Here is a 16,433-nt window from a genome sequence, read left to right on the forward strand (position 1 = left end):
TGCCACGCCGTCAATCGGTGGCTGAGAACATGTCAGTGCTCACCCCAGACCGGGTAGCGTCGCGACGGCGCCGACCGCGAATGCGACATTCCTTCCAACGCCGCCATCATCCCCGGCCGTGCCGGGCGTGGTCCACCGCACGTGAGCGGTCCCAGTGACGTGCAAAGTGGCGCCGGTCTCGAAATCAACGAACAGCAAAGCAGCTTCGTCGTCGACGGCCAGGTTGCCATAGCTGTTGAACATGTTGTTTCCCGGGAAATCTGGCCACCACAGCCGGTCGGGTGAGTCGACTCGGACGAATCCGGCCGGGCCTCCGCGGTGTGATGCATCGCTACCGCCTGTGGGATGACTTGTGCCTAGGAAGAACGTGTCGCAGGCCGCAATCATGGCTTGCTCTGCCGGGTCGAGAAGCGTTGCGCGCCTGGGGCGTTGTGGAGCAGGGGCGGCAAGACTGGCGACATCGATCGGCCGGCGGTGGATGTATTTGGGGCAGTTGCCGTACGACTGGTCGACGCGGACGGTCATGCCTGCGTGGTCCGCACCGACGAGTTCGCCGTTTACCCGCAGCCTGCGGCGAGTGGCGAAGTCGATGGCGATCAATCCGACCTGCTGGCCGATCGGGATCTGGTGCAGGGGATCGCCGTCACGGGGGAGGGCCGCGACGCGCAAAATATCGTCTTGTCCGCGGAGGAAACCCGCTGGCGCGGCCAACGGCGAGACCCATAGGACGCCGTCGTGGTCGCGTCCGGTCAGTGCGGCGAACCGCTGTGATGCGAGAAAGCTTGCGGCGCCCCCGGACATACCCGACGAGTCAAGCATGCTCTCGAGCCGCCCGGCCTCGGCTTCGACGCCCGCTCGGCGTTGCATGGCGCGCTCTCCCTCGTGGAAACCCGTCGCTGTCATATCCGCCGTAACAATGTCAGCGACGCAATGTTTCCTAGCGGTGTCGCCCGGCCACCGCCGTCGTTAACTCGGCGGTGGGATGAAACGCCGCCAATAGCGACCCACCGGCGAAGATCGCCGCGGTCAGCCAGGGAAATCGCCCGTCGGGAGCGAAGCCCCCGGCGGCTATCAGGGACAGCGAGTAGGCCGCCATCGCGGCACCGGCAAGCATCACCGGTTCCCCCCAACGTTCGTTGAGTGGGAGACCGAGCAGTGGCAGGGGGGCCGCGAAGACCCTACGCGCCAACCACAACAGCAGTATCTCGGCAACCGTCACGACACTCAGGATGGCAACCCATTCCAGCCGGGCCAGCCACCACGCCGCGCTACCTTCGGGCGGTTGAGGCAACAGCCCAGCCGGGTACCCGACGATCGACACAATCACGACGGGGATCATGTGCCACAGATACAGGGCCATGATGTTGTTGTTGGCTACGGACAGCACACGCTCGACGCGGGCGGTGCGCATCGCACGGTTGAGGGCAGGCGCGATCGCCATCGCGAGTCCGGTTTGGGCGCACCCGAACGCCAACAACGCCACGGTCGGTGGTGTCGTGTTGTCGATCGTCTGGCCGGGAACACCGATCATGCTGACCGGATAAACTCCCAACCAAACCAACAGTGCCAGCACCAGCGACGAGACGGCGGCCAGCAACCAGGGTTTGCGGCCTGCCAAAGCCCCTGCGTGCCAAGCGATCCCAAGTTGGTAGAAAGTTCCCCAGCCCAACAGGTAGTTGACCCAATTGAGGTAGGGTACGTGACCGGCGAGCCTGGCGACGTCCACCACCGCGACCGCCAACGCCAACGCACCCGGTACCAAAAGACCCCAACGGCGTTGTGCGGCAATCGCAACCGGCGTCAGCGACACCACCACCAGATACACGGCAAGGAACCACAGGTGCATGGCCACCGCCCAACCGGCGTACTCGAGCACCGAACCCGCCACACCGCAGGCACCCAGGACGATCACAACCACCGACACCAGCACGACGTAGGCCGCGGTTGGGCCGAGGACTCGCGCCACCCGGTGCTGCACCCAGGCTCGACGCGAAACTCCGCTGATGTTGCGCCGATGCGTCCATGAGACGGCGCCGGCGTAGCCGGCAACCAGGAAAAATGTCGGAACCGCCTGGAAGGGCCAGGTCAGCCATTGGGTCCAAGGGATGTCCACGAGCGGGTTCTGCCGGCCGAACTGTCCGTCGTGGTAGGTCACACAGCCGGCCAGCCAGTGCCCCAGCACGATCAGCACGACGCCCGATACGCGGTAGTAGTCGGCCGCCAGATTGCGCGCCGGACGGGAGGTGTTTGCGCGGTTCATCAGATCGGGGGAAGCTCGACGCGGTACACAGCGCCACGGTACCGTTCCGCACCCAGCGGGGCCTCCCGCAACGCGTCAAGAACAGGAGTCGGTCCATGAAGCAGGCTCACCTCGCCGAGTTGCAGGTCGGCCGCCTCGGACTTGGTGCGATGGGCATGTCGGTGGCCTACGCCGGCGCCGGCACCGACGAGGGCGAATCGATCCGCACCATACATCGCGCCATCGACCTGGGTGTCACGCTGATCGACACCGCCGAGGTGTACGGCCCGTATGTCAATGAGGAGCTGCTGGCCCGAGCCCTACGGGGTCGGCGAGATCAGGTGGTATTGGCAACCAAATTCGGTCTGATCTCGCATACCGGTCGCGACGGGCTTGACAGCAGTCCCGCCAATATCCGTGTCGCCGTGGATGGTTCGCTGCAACGGTTGGCAACCGATCACATCGACCTGTACTACCAGCATCGCCTCGACCGCCAGACCCCGATCGAAGACACGATCGGGGCGTTGGCGGAGTTGGTGGCCGCGGGCAAGATCCGGTATATCGGTCTTTCCGAAGTCGGCGTCGACACCATTCGCCGCGCGCACGCGGTGCACCCCATCACGGCAGTCCAATCCGAATACTCGCTATGGACGCGCGACCAAGAAGACGCGATATTGCCGGCGCTGCGTGAGTTGGGCATCGGGTTTGTCGCCTACTCGCCGCTGGGTCGGGGATTCCTCACCGGCGCCATCCGCTCCCCACAGGAACTGCCTGATTCGGACTACCGCAAGACAAACCCGCGGTTCTTCGACGACAACTTCGAACACAATTTGCGGTGCGCGGACGAAGTGCGCGATATCGGCGCGGACGTCGGTGCCACGGCGGCTCAGGTCGCCTTGGCCTGGCTGCTGGCGAAAGGTCCTGACATAGTGCCGATCCCGGGAACCAAACGTGTCGCCCGGCTGGAAGAGAACGTGGGCGCCGACGCGCTAGAACTGACTGCTGACCAACTGGACAGACTCAATCGACTCACCCCGCCTGTGGGAGGGCACCACGCCGAGGCGCAAATGGCGTGGATCGACCGCTAGTGGGTCGATACTAGTCGACGCTGGCCAATGCCGCTGCGCCGTAGGTCTTTTCAATCAGTGACCACGGGTCGGCGTACGGACCGCGTCCCTCCAGCCGGCGCTGCAGAACCAGAACGGACCGCAGCACCGGGCGTAGCATCGGGCCGATCAGTCGCAGCACGATCCGCAGGCGGCCCTGCGATTCGGCCATCCACTCCAGTGTCTGGCTCCAGTCGTGCTCCTGGAAGTCCAGCAGCGCTTGTGCCTCGGTGGTGTCGTACCAGCCGGTGAAACTCCAGCCGCGGTCGTCGGCCGGGTCGCCGGGCAGCCCGGCCGAGGGGCCGAGCGGACCCAGGCCGGCCGCGCTCATCAGGTCGTCCTGCAGGGCGTGCTGTAGCAGCACGTACGTTTCGTTGCCGCCGATGAGCAGGACCTTGCCGGAAATGGAGTCCTCGCGGTCGACGCCGTTGGCGAATGCCAGCGCCACGTCACGCGCGTCCACCGCATGAATTCGGTTGTCGCTGGGCATCGAACGCATCAGGGTGAGGTAGTCGCCGTTGATGGCCGCCTGCGTGTCCGGCGAGATGACCCCGGCGAGCCGATAGAGCGCGTAGGGCAGACCGCTGCCACGGATCGCCGCCTCGGCAAAAACTTTGTCCTGCCCGTACTGGTCGATCGGGTTCACGGGGGTGTCCGGGGTGATCCGTTCGGGTTGACGGTAAGGGTTGCGCGATCCGTACACCGCGGCGCTGGACGCCATCAGAAACAGGGGCGGGCGGGGGAGCGCGGCGCAGGCGGCCAAGAGGTTCTCGGTGCCACCGACATTGACCCGCCGGGCCAGTTCGGGATTGCGGTACGACGGTGGGGACACGATGGCGGCCAGGTGAACGACGGCTCCGGGCTCGTGGGCGGCAACGAGAGCGTTGACCGCCTCGGCGTCCAGTAGGTCGGTGTATGCAGGAATCAACGTGCCCGGGTGCGCGCCGGCCGCGACTTCTTTTTCAATGGCGACCGTGTTGTCGTTGCGCAGATCCATCGCGACGACGGTTCTGCCGCGTTCCAGCAGGATCTGCGTGCAGCGCTTACCGACTTGCCCGAAGGCGCCGGTGACCAACACGGTGTCCACTGTCATGGGCGCGTCACCGATCCATCCCGTCCGGCGATCTTGCTGATCGCCGTGCGGAGTCGGGGAGAGACGTAGATCGAGAAGAACGGCGTCACGATGTCCTCGCGAAGTCGAGTTAGCTTGGAGCTTTTGATAAACCACTGGCCGGCGATGTTCTCATACGTTTCGTGGTAGTGGCCGTAGCCGACCAAGGTTACCCCGGGCCCGAATCGGACGACGTCTTGCAGCGCCCAGATTCCACGCGCGGTCGTCGCCGAGGTGAGTTCGATTTCGGGTGTGTGTACCTGGTGGGCGGTGGGTTGTGTCGGCCGGTGGAGGGCGTGGCGGGTGAATGCCACGAAATCATCGGCGCCGGCGATCACCTTGCCGCCCGCCTCGGACGTGTCACTGACGAAATCGTCGGCGAAAATCGTTCGCCACGCTGCCCAGTCCTTGGTGTCCAGGTAGCGGCAGTAGCGGGCTTTGAGCTGCTTGATGGATTCGATCGCCGGCGGTGTCCCGGCCACCAGGTCCTCCGATGTCATTGCGGCTCGATTCTCTTGATCAGCGCTTGCTCACCCACGGCAGAGCGACGTTTCCGGCAAGGACTATAAACCCGTAACCATGTCCGGCCAGGGCCGCGGGTTGCCTGGAGCGTTCCCGGCCGGCTATCGGCGTGTCGTATCCTTCGCCGGAATGAGGGCCGGCTGGAGATGCGGCCACCAGAACCATCGGCCCAGCAGCCGGGCCAGCGCCGGAAAGATGAACGTGCGCACCACCAGTGTGTCGATGACGAGCCCGATGCCTACCGTGGTGCCGATCTGGGCGATGCTGCTCACCCTGCTGGCCAGCAACGCAAGCATGGTCAGCGCGAAGACGATTCCGGCGGTGGTGACCACACCGCCGGTACTGGCGAACGCGCGGACCATCCCTGTCTTCAGCCCGCGGGGCGCCTCTTCTTTGAGGCGGGCGGTGAACAACAGGTTGTAGTCGGTGCCTACGGCCACCAGCGCGACGAACGATAGTGGCGGCACCGCCCAGTGGATCTGTTGGCCGAATAGGCCGGTCCACAACGCGACAGTGGCTCCCAGCGCGGAAAGGTAAGAGAACACGACGGTCGCGACCACGCTGATGGCCGCGGCCGGGCTGCGGATCAGGAGCAGCACCACCAAGAAGATCAGGATCAGCGCGACCGCCACGAGTAGCGACATGTCGCGGGCCAGCGTCGATTGCAGATCCGATGTGTAGGCGCCGACGCCGGTGATCTGCACGACGTTGTTGCGCAGGGTTCCTTCCTTGGTGGCTTCGTGTACCGCGGTGCGGATGCTCGTCGTGTGGTCAGCCGTCGTCTGGCCCCACGCTTCGCCTTCACCGAAGACGAGCAACCTCGTCGCGTGCCCATCGGGTGAGAAGAGCAGTTGGGCAGCGCGCTGAAACCCGGGGCTGTGCAGTGCGGGTTCGGGCAGGTAGAAACCCCGCTCGGGACTGCCCGCGAAGTCAGCGCTCAACGCGGTCAGATAATCGGCGAGCTGGGTGAATTCGGGCAGCGCGGACCCGGTATCCAGGCTCAGCGACGTGATCATCGCACGTGCCTGCCCCATTTTGGCGCGCGTGGCCGAGATCGCCGAGCTTGCCGCGGCGAGCGATTCAGCGGCCCGGCCGGATCCGTCGACCAGCTGCGACGTGCCCTGCTCGAGTTGCCGGGTGCTCGTCACCGCGGCGTCCACCGGTTCAATCACCCGGTTGACCAGCGCGCAGATGGCGTTTTGCGGGCAATCCGGTGTGGCGCTGACGAAGTCACGCAAGGGTGTGAGCTGTTCGGAGATGGAATCCGTAATGCTGTGCAGCCCGCTGGCGCCGGCCCTGGTGTTCGATGCGCCGGTGTTGATCCGGCGCAGACCCTCGACCGTGTCCGCGAGGCCGGTATTGAGCTGGTTGAGCCCGTCGGCGAGCTGGGAGAGATACGCCTGTGTGCGGTCGATGCTTTCGATCGCGGTGTGCAGTGAGAGCAACCCGTCTTTGATCTGGCGGCCGATGAGGCCGGCTTGGTCGATGAGGCCGGCACCGGCGGGCGCTGCTCCGGTCGGCCTGCTCGCGGACTGGACGGCGCGGACCCCGGGCAGGGCGATGATGCGGCGCGTGATGCCCTCGATCGCGATCAGCCCGGCGGGGTTGCGCATGTCATGGTCGGTCTCGACCAAGACGTATTGAGGGAGCAGGGCGTTGGCCGGGAAATGGCGATCGGCCGCCTGGTATCCGCGGTTGGAACCTGACGACACCGGTTGGCCGGCGCGCTCGTCGTAGCTCAGCCTCAAGCCGAGAGCCGGTACGGCGCAGAGCAAAAGAAGCACGGTGGCACTGGCGAGGATGGGGGCTGGCCAGCGGACGATCACGGTCCCCAGTCGCCGCCAGCGTCTGGCATCGGATCGCCTCGGCTCGCACAGTCCGCGTCCCGCGGCCAGCCGAACAAGGGCCGGCGTGAGGGTGAGCGATGCAATCGCGGTGAGCAGCACCGCGATTGCGCAGGGAACGCCTGCGCTGCGCAGCAGCCCCACCTTGGTGAAGACCAGACAACACAGCGCGACGGCCACCGTCGACGCCGAGGCGATGAGTACCGGTGCGGTGCGCGCGTAGGAGTTGCGCAGTGCGACGTCGGCGGCGGCACCGCGGCGCCGCTCCTCGTGGTAGCGGCCGATGAGGAAGATGGTGTAGTCGGTACCGGCCCCGAGGACCATCGCCGACATCAGCGACACGGAAAACGTCGAGACCTCGGCAACACCGAGTGCGCCCAGTAGCGCCACCACCCCCCGAGCGGCTGCCAGCGACAGACCGATGGTCGTGAGCACCACCGCGCAGGTTGTCACCGAGCGGTAGACGGCGAAGAGCAGCGCGGCAATGACGATCACGGTGACGATCGTGATGGTTGCGAGTCGGTGTTCGATGGTCGCGAATTCATCGACGACGCTGGCCCCGGGCCCGCTGACGTAGACCCCGAGATTTCCCGGGCGCTGCAGCCCATCGATGTTATGTCGCACGGCGGCAATGGCTTTGGCTGCCACAGCATCCCCGATATCGCCGGACAGCCTTACCAGCACGGTCACCGCACGGTGGTCGGAAGCCTCGGCGATCGGCGCGGAGTAGGGGTCGGACCACAGGTCCATCACCGACTCGACGTCGGCCTTGTCGGCGCGCAATGCGTCGATGAGGCGCTGGTAGTACTGATGATCGCCGGAGCCCAGTGCCGCCGAGCTCTCGATGACCACGTAAGCCACGTTGTTGGTGGTGGAGTCGCCGAATTCGTGGCCCATCCGGACGGCCGCGCTGACCGCGGAAGTGTCCGGTGCGAAAAACGATTTCGAGTGTTCGCGTACCACGCGCTCGAGCTGCGGCACGGCGAGATTCACCGCACCCGTGGCCAGCAGCCAGACGACGATCACCCAGATGGACAGGCGGTGACCAAAGCGGACGGAGTTCGCCATCAGGGATGATCTGGAGGTCGGACCATGACGTTGACCACCGGACCGTCGTTACCCAGCTGCGAGAGGGTGACGACGTCGAACCCGGAATCCCGGTAGTAGGTGACGTTGGCGTCCTTACACATGAGATAGAGCGGCAAGTCGTCTCGGTCGCATTGGGCGGTAAGGGCATTCACCAGCGCGCGCCCGACGCCGCGCCGTTGTACATCCGGAGCGCATCCGAGATACACGCCGACGACGTGCGGTCGACCAGGATCCAGCGCTGCGAGTGTCGAGTCCATCGCGATGCCGGCAGACACCCGGCTGCCCATTGAACCGATCAGGGCGATACCCCCGAGCATTGCATGGATCGGGCGGAACTTACGGCTGCTTGCGTTCCATAACAGGGTGCCGACCACACGTTCGTCGATTGTCGCCACCAAGGCCGAGCCCTGCGGGATGAACCGGTGGCGGATCATCGCCGCCAGCATTTTCGGCTCGCGACGTGCCCGCGTGTGGGGATCGGGGAACAGCCACTCGCCGAACGGGTCATCATGGGCGAACGCAGTGGTGAGGACGGTCGTCATGGCCTTGATGTCGCTGCATTCCGCATCGCGCACCACCAGAGTGGAACCGGTTGTCGGCCAACTCTCTTCGCGCGACCTCATAAGCTGTCGACGATAGTGCGAAGGGTCGTGACGGCGTACGCGATCTCTGCGTCGGTGTGATCACTTGTGGCGCAGAAACGCAACCGCTCCTCTCCGGCCGGCACCGACGGGGAGTCGATGATGGCGACGTTGACCCCTTCTTGCGCCATCCTGACCGCTGCCAGGGCGGCACGGGTGATATCGCCGAAAATGATTGGCACGATGGGCGTTCCGCCGGATGATCCGGTATCGAACCCATGCGTCCGGGCCAGGCCGTGCAGCAGCTGCGCATTGTGCTGTAACCGCGCGACCCGCTCGGGCTCGGCGTCGATCACGTTGAGGGCCTCCAGCGCGGCCCCGATCGTGGACGGGGCCGGGCCGGTGGCAAAGAGGCTCACGCCGGGCGCCGAGTACTTCAACGCGCGGATGAGATCGCTGTTGCCGGCCACGAAACCGCCTACGCTGCCGAGCGCCTTCGACAAGGTTCCCATCCAGATATCCACGGCATCGCCGGGAAGGCCGAAGTGCTGGCGGATTCCACGACCGGTGCTGCCGAGAACGCCGAAGGAGTGCGCCTCGTCGATCATGATGGAGCAGTCGTACCGGCGGGCCACCGCGATGAGTTCGGGCAGCCGGGCGATATCGCCGTCCATGCTGTAGCAGCCCTCGACGATGACCAGCGCCCGGTGGAAGCTACGGCGGGACATCTTCAGCACGGCGTCCAGCGATTCCGGGTCGTTGTGCCGGAAGGTCAGGCGTTTGCAGCCGGCCCAGCGGGTACCCGAAACCACGCTGCTGTGGACGAGACCGTCGCACACCGCGACGTCCTTGGCTCCCAACAGGTAGCCGATGACGGCTGCGTTGGTGACGTACCCGCTGGGCGTGACCACCGCCGCCTCAACGTCGTAGCGGTGCGCGAGTCGCGTCTCAAGCTCCCCGAACAGCGGTATCTCACCCGAGACGATCCGGCTGGCCGATGCCGAGGTGCCGTACGCCTCGATCGCGGTTTTGGCCGCGGCGTGGACCCGCGGGTGCGAGGCGAGGTTGAGATAGCTGAAGCTGCTGAAGTTGATCAGTCGGCGGCCGCCTTGGTGCACGCTCGCACCGTTGGAGCCCCAGTGTGGCTCGAACAGCGGGTTGGTCAATTCCGCTGCGCGGTAGAGATCGTCGAGGCCGCCGTATACCTCACGCACCCGCACGACGTCGGGATGGTCGACGAACGATGTCATCGGTCGGGCCAGCGTGCGAGTCCGGCCGGGACCGACTGGCGCAGGGCGAACGGCGACCGGAGCGGCCGTACGCCCGCCTGCGGAGCGCGCCAGCAGGTCGCGGGCGAGCTCCCGGGGGTCGATGGTCATAAAGCTGCGGCCTCCTTGACCGTGGTTGACGGCACCGACGCGGCATCGGCCGGCGTTGCGGCGCCTGTGAATTGGGTGGCCAGCTGGGCGCCGATGGTGGATAGCCCGGCAGCCCGGCCGAATTCGAGCACCGACAGTTCGACGCCCAGTGTTTTCGCGATACGAGCGGCGAACTCGACAGCCATGAGTGAGTCGAGGCCGAGATCGGGCAGCGCGCTCAGCACGTCGATCGCGTCACTGGAAACGCCCATCACCATCGCGAGTTGCTCGGCGAGGATGTGCGTGAGCACCGCTGGGCGTTCTTCTTCGGGCAGCGCCAGGATTTCGGCCTGCAATGCCGTTACTCCCGATCTGCTGGCCGCGGCGGAGTCGATGTGCTCCACCAATCGCGGGTTGCGGGTTCCCGGTCCGTTGACCATGGCCCATTCCGACCAATCGATCTTCATCACGGCGGCGTGCGGGATTCCCAGGACCAAGCACTCACGCAGGTAAAGCGTGGCGGCGTCCATGTCGACTGGACTGAAGCCCAGCAACGCGAGGTAGCGCACGGCTTCTTCGCTCGCTTCGGCCATTCCACCACCGCCCATGGCACCCCAGCTGATCGCCACGGCGGGCTTCCCCTGCGCGTGCCGGGTTGCCGCCAGCGCGTCCAGCGCCGAGTTCGCCGCCGAGTACGACAGCTGGGGTGCGCCGCCGACGAGCGCGCTGACCGAGGAGTACAGCGCGAACGCGTCCAACTCGGCTCCGGTCTCCTCGGCGGCGCGGTGCAGGTTCCAGCCACCGATGACTTTGGGCCGGAACACTTCCCGCAAGCTGTCGGGGGTGATCTCGAAGATCGGACGGCTATCGGTGAGCCCCGCGGTGTGGAAGATGCCCCGCAGTGGCGTGGCGGGCCGATGGGCACGGGTGATCGCCGCGAGGACCGCGTCGTAGTCGGCGACGTCGACTGTCTCGATGACGACGTCCACACCCGCCTGTTCGAACTCGCTGATGTGGCTGCGGGCGACGTCGGTCGCCGGGCCCCTGCGGCCGAGCAGTACGAGATGGCGCGCGCCCTCCGCGACGAGCCACTTCGCCGTAGCCAGACCGAAGGCGCCAAAGCCGCCCGTCACAAGGTAGTTGGCGTCCGGTGCAATTCGGAACGAAGGGATCCGCGGACGCACCATCGGCTCGGGCTCTTCGAAGTTGAGAACGACACGGCCGACGTGTCGCGATCGCGCGACCGTTTCGAAGGCTTCGGCCAGCCTGCTCACCGGATAGCTGGTGTAGGGCAGGTAGTTGAAGTGGCCGTCGGACAGGCGGTGGATTGCCTGCCGCGTCAACGAGCGCACCACGGCCGGTTTGTATCTGAGCATGCGATCCATGTCGACGGCGAAATAGGACAGGTTGCGGTCGAACGGTGCGAGATCCAGTGTGCCGCCGCCATAGATGTCGGCCTTTCCGATGTCGACGATGCGCCCGAACTCCGCAGCCACGCGGAAGTTCTGCGCGCCGATCTCGCCGGGCGCCGAGGTGTAGACCACGTCGACGCCGCGGCCATCGGTCAGCTGCATGACTTCGTCGACGAAGTTCACCGACCGAGAACCGATCGCGTGATCCGCCCCGGCGGCGAGCGTTGCCGCGCGGCGCTCTTCGGTGCTGGCGGTGGCGATCACCCGCGCGCCGAGGTCCTTCGCGATCTGGATCGCCGCCAGACCCATGCCTCCCGCGGCTCCATGAATGAGAACGGTCTCATCCGCTTGCGTGTTGGCGAGGTCGACCAGCCCGTACTGGGCGCAGAAGAAGGGCAACGTGGAACAGCATTGTTCGGCGATCCAGGTTTGGACCACCCGGGTGGTGTTGCCGGCCTCCGGCTCGATGGTGATGTAGCGGCGCATCATCCCGCGCGCTCCGACGCCCAGCTTGTCTCCGGGGGCGATATCGGTGACTCCGGGGCCGACACGGACGACCGTGCCGCCACCCTCCAATCCGAGTGCCTTACCGAAATATGTTCCCGCAAGCTCCTTGTCGGTGAGCAGCCCGATCACCTTCAACGGGTCCTTGTAGTTGACGCTGACCGCGTCCATTCGGACCTCGACCTGTCCGGGCCCGGGTTCGACGCGGTCAACCTCGCGAAGTGCGAGATCGGAAAGCATCTTGCTGGCGGGGACTTCGACCATGAACGATGTCTCCGGATCGGACAGGGGACGTGCCTCGTTGCGCGCGGCAAGATGTTCGGAAAGATTTGCGCGCAGCCGAATTACCCATCGAGCCCCGTGGCGCAGTGCGACCTCGTCGGCGATGTCGGAGGCGAAGACCCCCGACGTGACCAGTTCTGCCGAGACTTGGTCATCGCCGACACCGGCCCCGACGTCGACGAGGCGCCACTGCAGGCTGGGTTGTTCGTTGGCCAGCGACCGTCGCGCCCCGACCAGTGGCGCGACGGACATGGCGGCGCCTTCGACATCGCCCGGAAGGCAGAATGCGTTCTCGGTCACCACGACGCCGCGCAGCAGTCGCGGTTGGTCCTCGGAGTCCGCGACATTCGTTGCGGTCGCGGCCAACTGGGCTGCCCGCGCGATGGCTACCAGGCCATAGGTGTTCTCGTCCGCAGTCCACTCAGGGGAGGCGATCACTAGCAGGCGGACGCCGTCATCGCCCGCCGAGGACATTGCCGTCAGCAAGGCGTCGCGAATACGTCCCTCGGCGCCGGAATCTGCCGGATCGTGCACGTCGACGAGGGTGGAGTTTCCACACTCGGCCGCGATCGCCCGAACCCGGCGCGACACTTTGTCACCCAGGCAGACCACAACCGACGTCGCTGTGGCGGCTTCCCTGGCGGCATCGGCCAGGTCACGATCGTCGGCGAGTTCCCACACCGGCTCGTAGAACAACCGGTCCAGCTGGTCGGTGACCGACGCGGGCGGGGTGACCGGCTTGAACTCGACGGAGCCCAATTCCATGGCGACCGAACCGGTTTGGTCCGCGATGACGATGTCGACCAGCCCGGAGTCGTCTTGTCGTCGAACAAGGACGACAGCATCGGCCTGGATGGACGCGTAACGCCGAACAGTGCCCACCGCCGAGGGAATGAGCGCACCATCGGTACCGGAGCCGGCAAGCAGCGCGACGCACTGCAGTGCGGCATCGACGGCCGCTGGATGAGCGACGTGTCCCAGGTCGTCCAGGTGCGAGATCTCCAGGTCGGCACGCACGGCCGCGCTGCCAAGCTGCGCGCGCACAATGCAACGGAACGCGGGTCCGTATACGAGCCCGCGCGCAGCCAGTGCGTCATACAGGTCGGCGCCGTCGACCGGCAGGGCATTGCTGAGCACGCTGACGTCGACCTTGACGGCGTCAACGGGCGCCTCGACCAGTCTCCCGGTGCAGTTGACCGTCCACAGGTCGGCGTCGACGTTGCGCGACCGGATCGTGAACCGGCGGGTGGTCGGTTCCACGGTGAACTGGACTACCGGGACCGCATGTTTGGCGATGACCAGGGGTGACCGAAACTGTATGGATTCCAACGCCAAATCCTGGCGTCCGGTGCGTGCCGCCGCGGCGCTGAGTGCGGCGTCGAGGTAGGCGGCGCCCGGCAGGACGACGACACCGTCGACGACATGGTCGGCGAGCCACGGCAGCCGCTCGATCGAGAGCTCCAGCTGCCATTCGTCGACGGCAGCCTCCGTGCGGGCACCCAGCAGCGGGTACTCGTCGGGACTGCCGAGCCGCTGCCGGCGGATTGTTTCGGGCTCGGTCCACAGGCGCTGCCGCTGCCAGGGATAGCGCGGCAATACCACGTGCGGTGTCGCCACCTGCGTCTGGTCGGTCGGGGCCGTCAGACCAGGGCAACGAGAGGTGTCCAGCGCACCCGCCGCATAGAGCCCCGCGAGTGCTTCCATCACACTGTGCGTATCGTCCTTGTCCCGGCTCAGGGTCGGCATCGCCGCACCGACTTTGCCGGCCCGCAATAATATTTCGCGGATGTTGCCCGATAGGACCGGATGTGGGCCGACTTCTAAGAAGATCGACCGGCCCTCGAAGATCATGGTATTGACGGTGTCGGCGAAACGAACCGGCTGTCTGACATTGTCGCGCCAGTAATTGCCGCCCCAACTGGCGTCCGTCACGCGAGCCGCGGTGACGGTGGAATAGAGCGCCAGTGCGGGAGCCTTCGGGTTGAGCGCTGCCAATTCCGAGGTGATCTCGGCGAGAATGGGATCCATCAGGTGACTGTGATAGGGGACCTGCACCCGTAATTTCCGGGCGAATACTCCTGCGTGTTGCAGGCTTTGATCGAGGGTATCCAGGGCCGCATGCGGCCCGGCGAGGGTCACCGCCGTGTGACTGTTGATCGCGGCGATCGACAGGCTGCCGTCGTCGGGGAGCCATTTGGCTATTTCCGATTCGGACAGTCCGACGGCGAGCATGCCGCCGGTTCCTTCGGTGGTCGCCTGCAGGCGGGCGCGGTGGTAGCTCACCGCCAGGGCATCATGCAGGCTCAACGCGCCGGAAACGTATGCCGCGGAGACCTCGCCGACGCTGTGGCCGACGACGGCGCTTGGCTGCACTCCGGCCGCGGCGAGTTCGGCGACCAGCCCGACCTGCACGAGGAAGTTCGCCGGTTGAGCGAACTGCGTCTGCGTTATCCGGGATTCCGATTCGTCGCGAAGCAGCTCGTCGATGATCGACCAGCCCGAGATCGGTTGAAATGCCTCATCTATTTCCCGCGCGACCCGTGAAAATGGTCCCTCTGACGACAGCAAGCCGCGACCCATCGCCCACCATTGCGGTCCCATTCCGCTGAAAACAAAAACGGGGCGCTGCCCGTCCGCGCCGGTCACGCGTGGCTCCGCGCGGCCCTGCCCGCCGGCGAACTCGCGCAGCTGGTTGAGCAAATCTTCGCGGTCCGTGAAGGCAAATGCCTTCCGGGTCAGGTGGTGCGCCCGCCGCGTCCACGCGGCCTCAGTGAGCAGATCAAGGTCCATGTCGGTTGCCACGGCCTCTGCCATCCCCGCGGCTACCGCCCGCGCGGCCGGTTCGGTCCGGCCGGATACCGGCAGCAACTGCAGCGGTCTGGTGCTTCGCTCTTGGGCAACATCGGGCTTCGGCGCCTCCTCGAGGATGGCGTGCGCATTGGTTCCGCCGTAGCCGAACGAATTGACCGCGACGATCGCTTTGTCGTAGCCGCCGGGAAATGGCTCGCATTCGGTTGGCACGCGAAGTCGCAAGTCTGCGAACGGAATATTGGGGTTGAGTGTTTCCAGCCACGCTTGGCCGGTGATGGTCCGGTGATAGACGCTCAGCGCGGCTTTGATCACCCCGGCGATTCCGGCCGCAGCCTCGGTGTGGCCGATCGCCGCTTTGACCGAACCCACGAGGAGATCGGCGGCGCGGTTCTCGACGCATCCGTACGCGTTGCCCAGCGCCTCCATTTCCAGCGGATCGCCGACCGCAGTCCCGGTGCCGTGGGCTTCGACGTAGCCGATGGCCGCAGGAGCGATCCCTGCCTCGGCGGCAACACGGGTGGCGAGTCTTTCCTGGGATTCGGGATTGGGCACGGTGATGGCGATGGTGCGACCGTCTTGGTTTGCCCCGGTTCCGCGCACCACCGCATAGATGCGGTCGCGGCTTTCCGTAGCATCCGTCAGGGGGCGAAGCAGCACAACGCCGGCGCCCTCGCCGCGGCCGTATCCGTCGGCCGACGCGTCGAAGCTCTTCGATCGGCCATCCTGCGCCAGGAAGCGCCCCTTACACATTGAGATGAACGTTTCCGGCTGCAACATCGCGTTGACGCCACCGACCAGGGCCATTTCGCACTCGCCGCGGGCGATCGCCTGCGTTGCCTCATGCAGGGCCACAAGGGAAGACGAGCAGGCAGTGTCGATAGTCATGCTCGGCCCGAGCAGGTCGAGGGCAAACGATATGCGGTTGGACAGCAGGGTGAACGCCGAGCTGGTGGGAGTGTGAGTGCCGATATAAGGGCGCGCGTTCTGCGTAGCGCGCGACATCGCGCTGTCGTTGGTGAAGCCGCCGACATAGACACCGACCGGACGGCCGGCTACGCGGCCGGCCAGCCCCGCATCGTCGAGGGCTTCCCAAGCCACTTCGAGCAACAGCCGTTGTTGTGGATCCATGACGGACGCTTCACGGGCGCTGATACCGAAGAAATCGGGATCGAAGTCCCACAGTGATTCCGTCAGGAAGCCACCGTGTTTGGTATACATCCGGCCGGGAGCGTCGGGGTCCGGGTCGTAGTAATCCTCGATGCGCCAGCGGTCGGCGGGAACCGGAACAATGCCGTCGCCCTTGTTGACCAGAAACTGCCAGAACTGCTCGGGGCTCGCCACCCCACCCGGGAATCGGCATCCCATACCAACAATCGCGACTTCTACCACGTCTGTATGCCTCGCTGTCTGAAGCTGTTGAGGTCTCGTCGATGAGTCCTCGCGTGAATATCTCGGATGAAAGCCGCAAAGCCGCGCTTTGCGGCGCAAGTGCCGTCATGCACACGCCATGATTGGCAGTGCGAAAGAATCGCGTCAGGTACCCGTCATGTGTCGTTCCCGGAATGGCTACCCGT

The 16,433-nt window shown here is 65.8% G+C and carries 9 protein-coding genes; 1 reads left to right on the plus strand and 8 read right to left on the minus strand.

The features are described 5' to 3' along the window. Positions 1-39: 39 nt before the first annotated feature. Positions 40-867, minus strand: coding sequence for a pyridoxamine 5'-phosphate oxidase family protein (locus A5625_RS08410; RefSeq protein ID WP_232003539.1), 828 nt, complete (start codon positions 865-867; stop codon positions 40-42). Positions 868-937: 70 nt separating this feature from the next. Beyond that, complete coding sequence (locus A5625_RS08415) at positions 938-2,260, minus strand: acyltransferase (RefSeq protein ID WP_066991482.1); 1,323 nt, start codon at positions 2,258-2,260, stop codon at positions 938-940. A 95-nt stretch (positions 2,261-2,355) separates the two neighbouring features. Here A5625_RS08415 and A5625_RS08420 point away from each other — a divergent pair, with 95 nt between their 5' ends. Then, positions 2,356-3,327 carry an aldo/keto reductase gene (locus A5625_RS08420; RefSeq protein ID WP_066991485.1) on the plus strand — a complete coding sequence of 324 codons (972 nt, stop codon included), beginning with the start codon at positions 2,356-2,358 and terminating at the stop codon, positions 3,325-3,327. A gap of 10 nt (positions 3,328-3,337) precedes the next feature. Here the strand turns inward: A5625_RS08420 and A5625_RS08425 are convergent, their stop codons facing one another. The 6 genes from A5625_RS08425 to A5625_RS08450 form a co-directional block, all read right to left on the minus strand. Beyond that, the gene (locus A5625_RS08425; protein ID WP_066991488.1) at positions 3,338-4,438 is read right to left on the minus strand and encodes an NAD(P)-dependent oxidoreductase; all 1,101 of its coding nucleotides are present in this window, start codon (positions 4,436-4,438) and stop codon (positions 3,338-3,340) included. Continuing rightward, positions 4,435-4,956 carry a nuclear transport factor 2 family protein gene (locus A5625_RS08430; RefSeq protein ID WP_066991491.1) on the minus strand — a complete coding sequence of 174 codons (522 nt, stop codon included), beginning with the start codon at positions 4,954-4,956 and terminating at the stop codon, positions 4,435-4,437. Before A5625_RS08430 ends, A5625_RS08425 begins: the two co-directional genes overlap by 4 nt. A gap of 123 nt (positions 4,957-5,079) precedes the next feature. Then, entirely contained in the window at positions 5,080-7,890 is a 2,811-nt protein-coding gene (locus A5625_RS08435; protein ID WP_066991494.1) for an RND family transporter, read from the minus strand. Further along, positions 7,890-8,534 carry a GNAT family N-acetyltransferase gene (locus A5625_RS08440; protein ID WP_082984326.1) on the minus strand — a complete coding sequence of 215 codons (645 nt, stop codon included), beginning with the start codon at positions 8,532-8,534 and terminating at the stop codon, positions 7,890-7,892. The genes A5625_RS08435 and A5625_RS08440 overlap by 1 nt, the downstream gene beginning before the upstream one ends. Further along, a complete protein-coding gene (locus tag A5625_RS08445; protein ID WP_066991497.1) occupies positions 8,531-9,871 on the minus strand; it encodes an aminotransferase class I/II-fold pyridoxal phosphate-dependent enzyme in 1,341 nt (446 codons plus the stop codon). The genes A5625_RS08440 and A5625_RS08445 overlap by 4 nt, the downstream gene beginning before the upstream one ends. Further along, complete coding sequence (locus A5625_RS08450) at positions 9,868-16,248, minus strand: type I polyketide synthase (protein ID WP_066991500.1); 6,381 nt, start codon at positions 16,246-16,248, stop codon at positions 9,868-9,870. The genes A5625_RS08445 and A5625_RS08450 overlap by 4 nt, the downstream gene beginning before the upstream one ends. Positions 16,249-16,433: the final 185 nt, after the last annotated feature.

The organism is Mycobacterium sp. 1465703.0, assembly GCF_001672975.1.
Lineage (GTDB): Bacteria > Actinomycetota > Actinomycetes > Mycobacteriales > Mycobacteriaceae > Mycobacterium.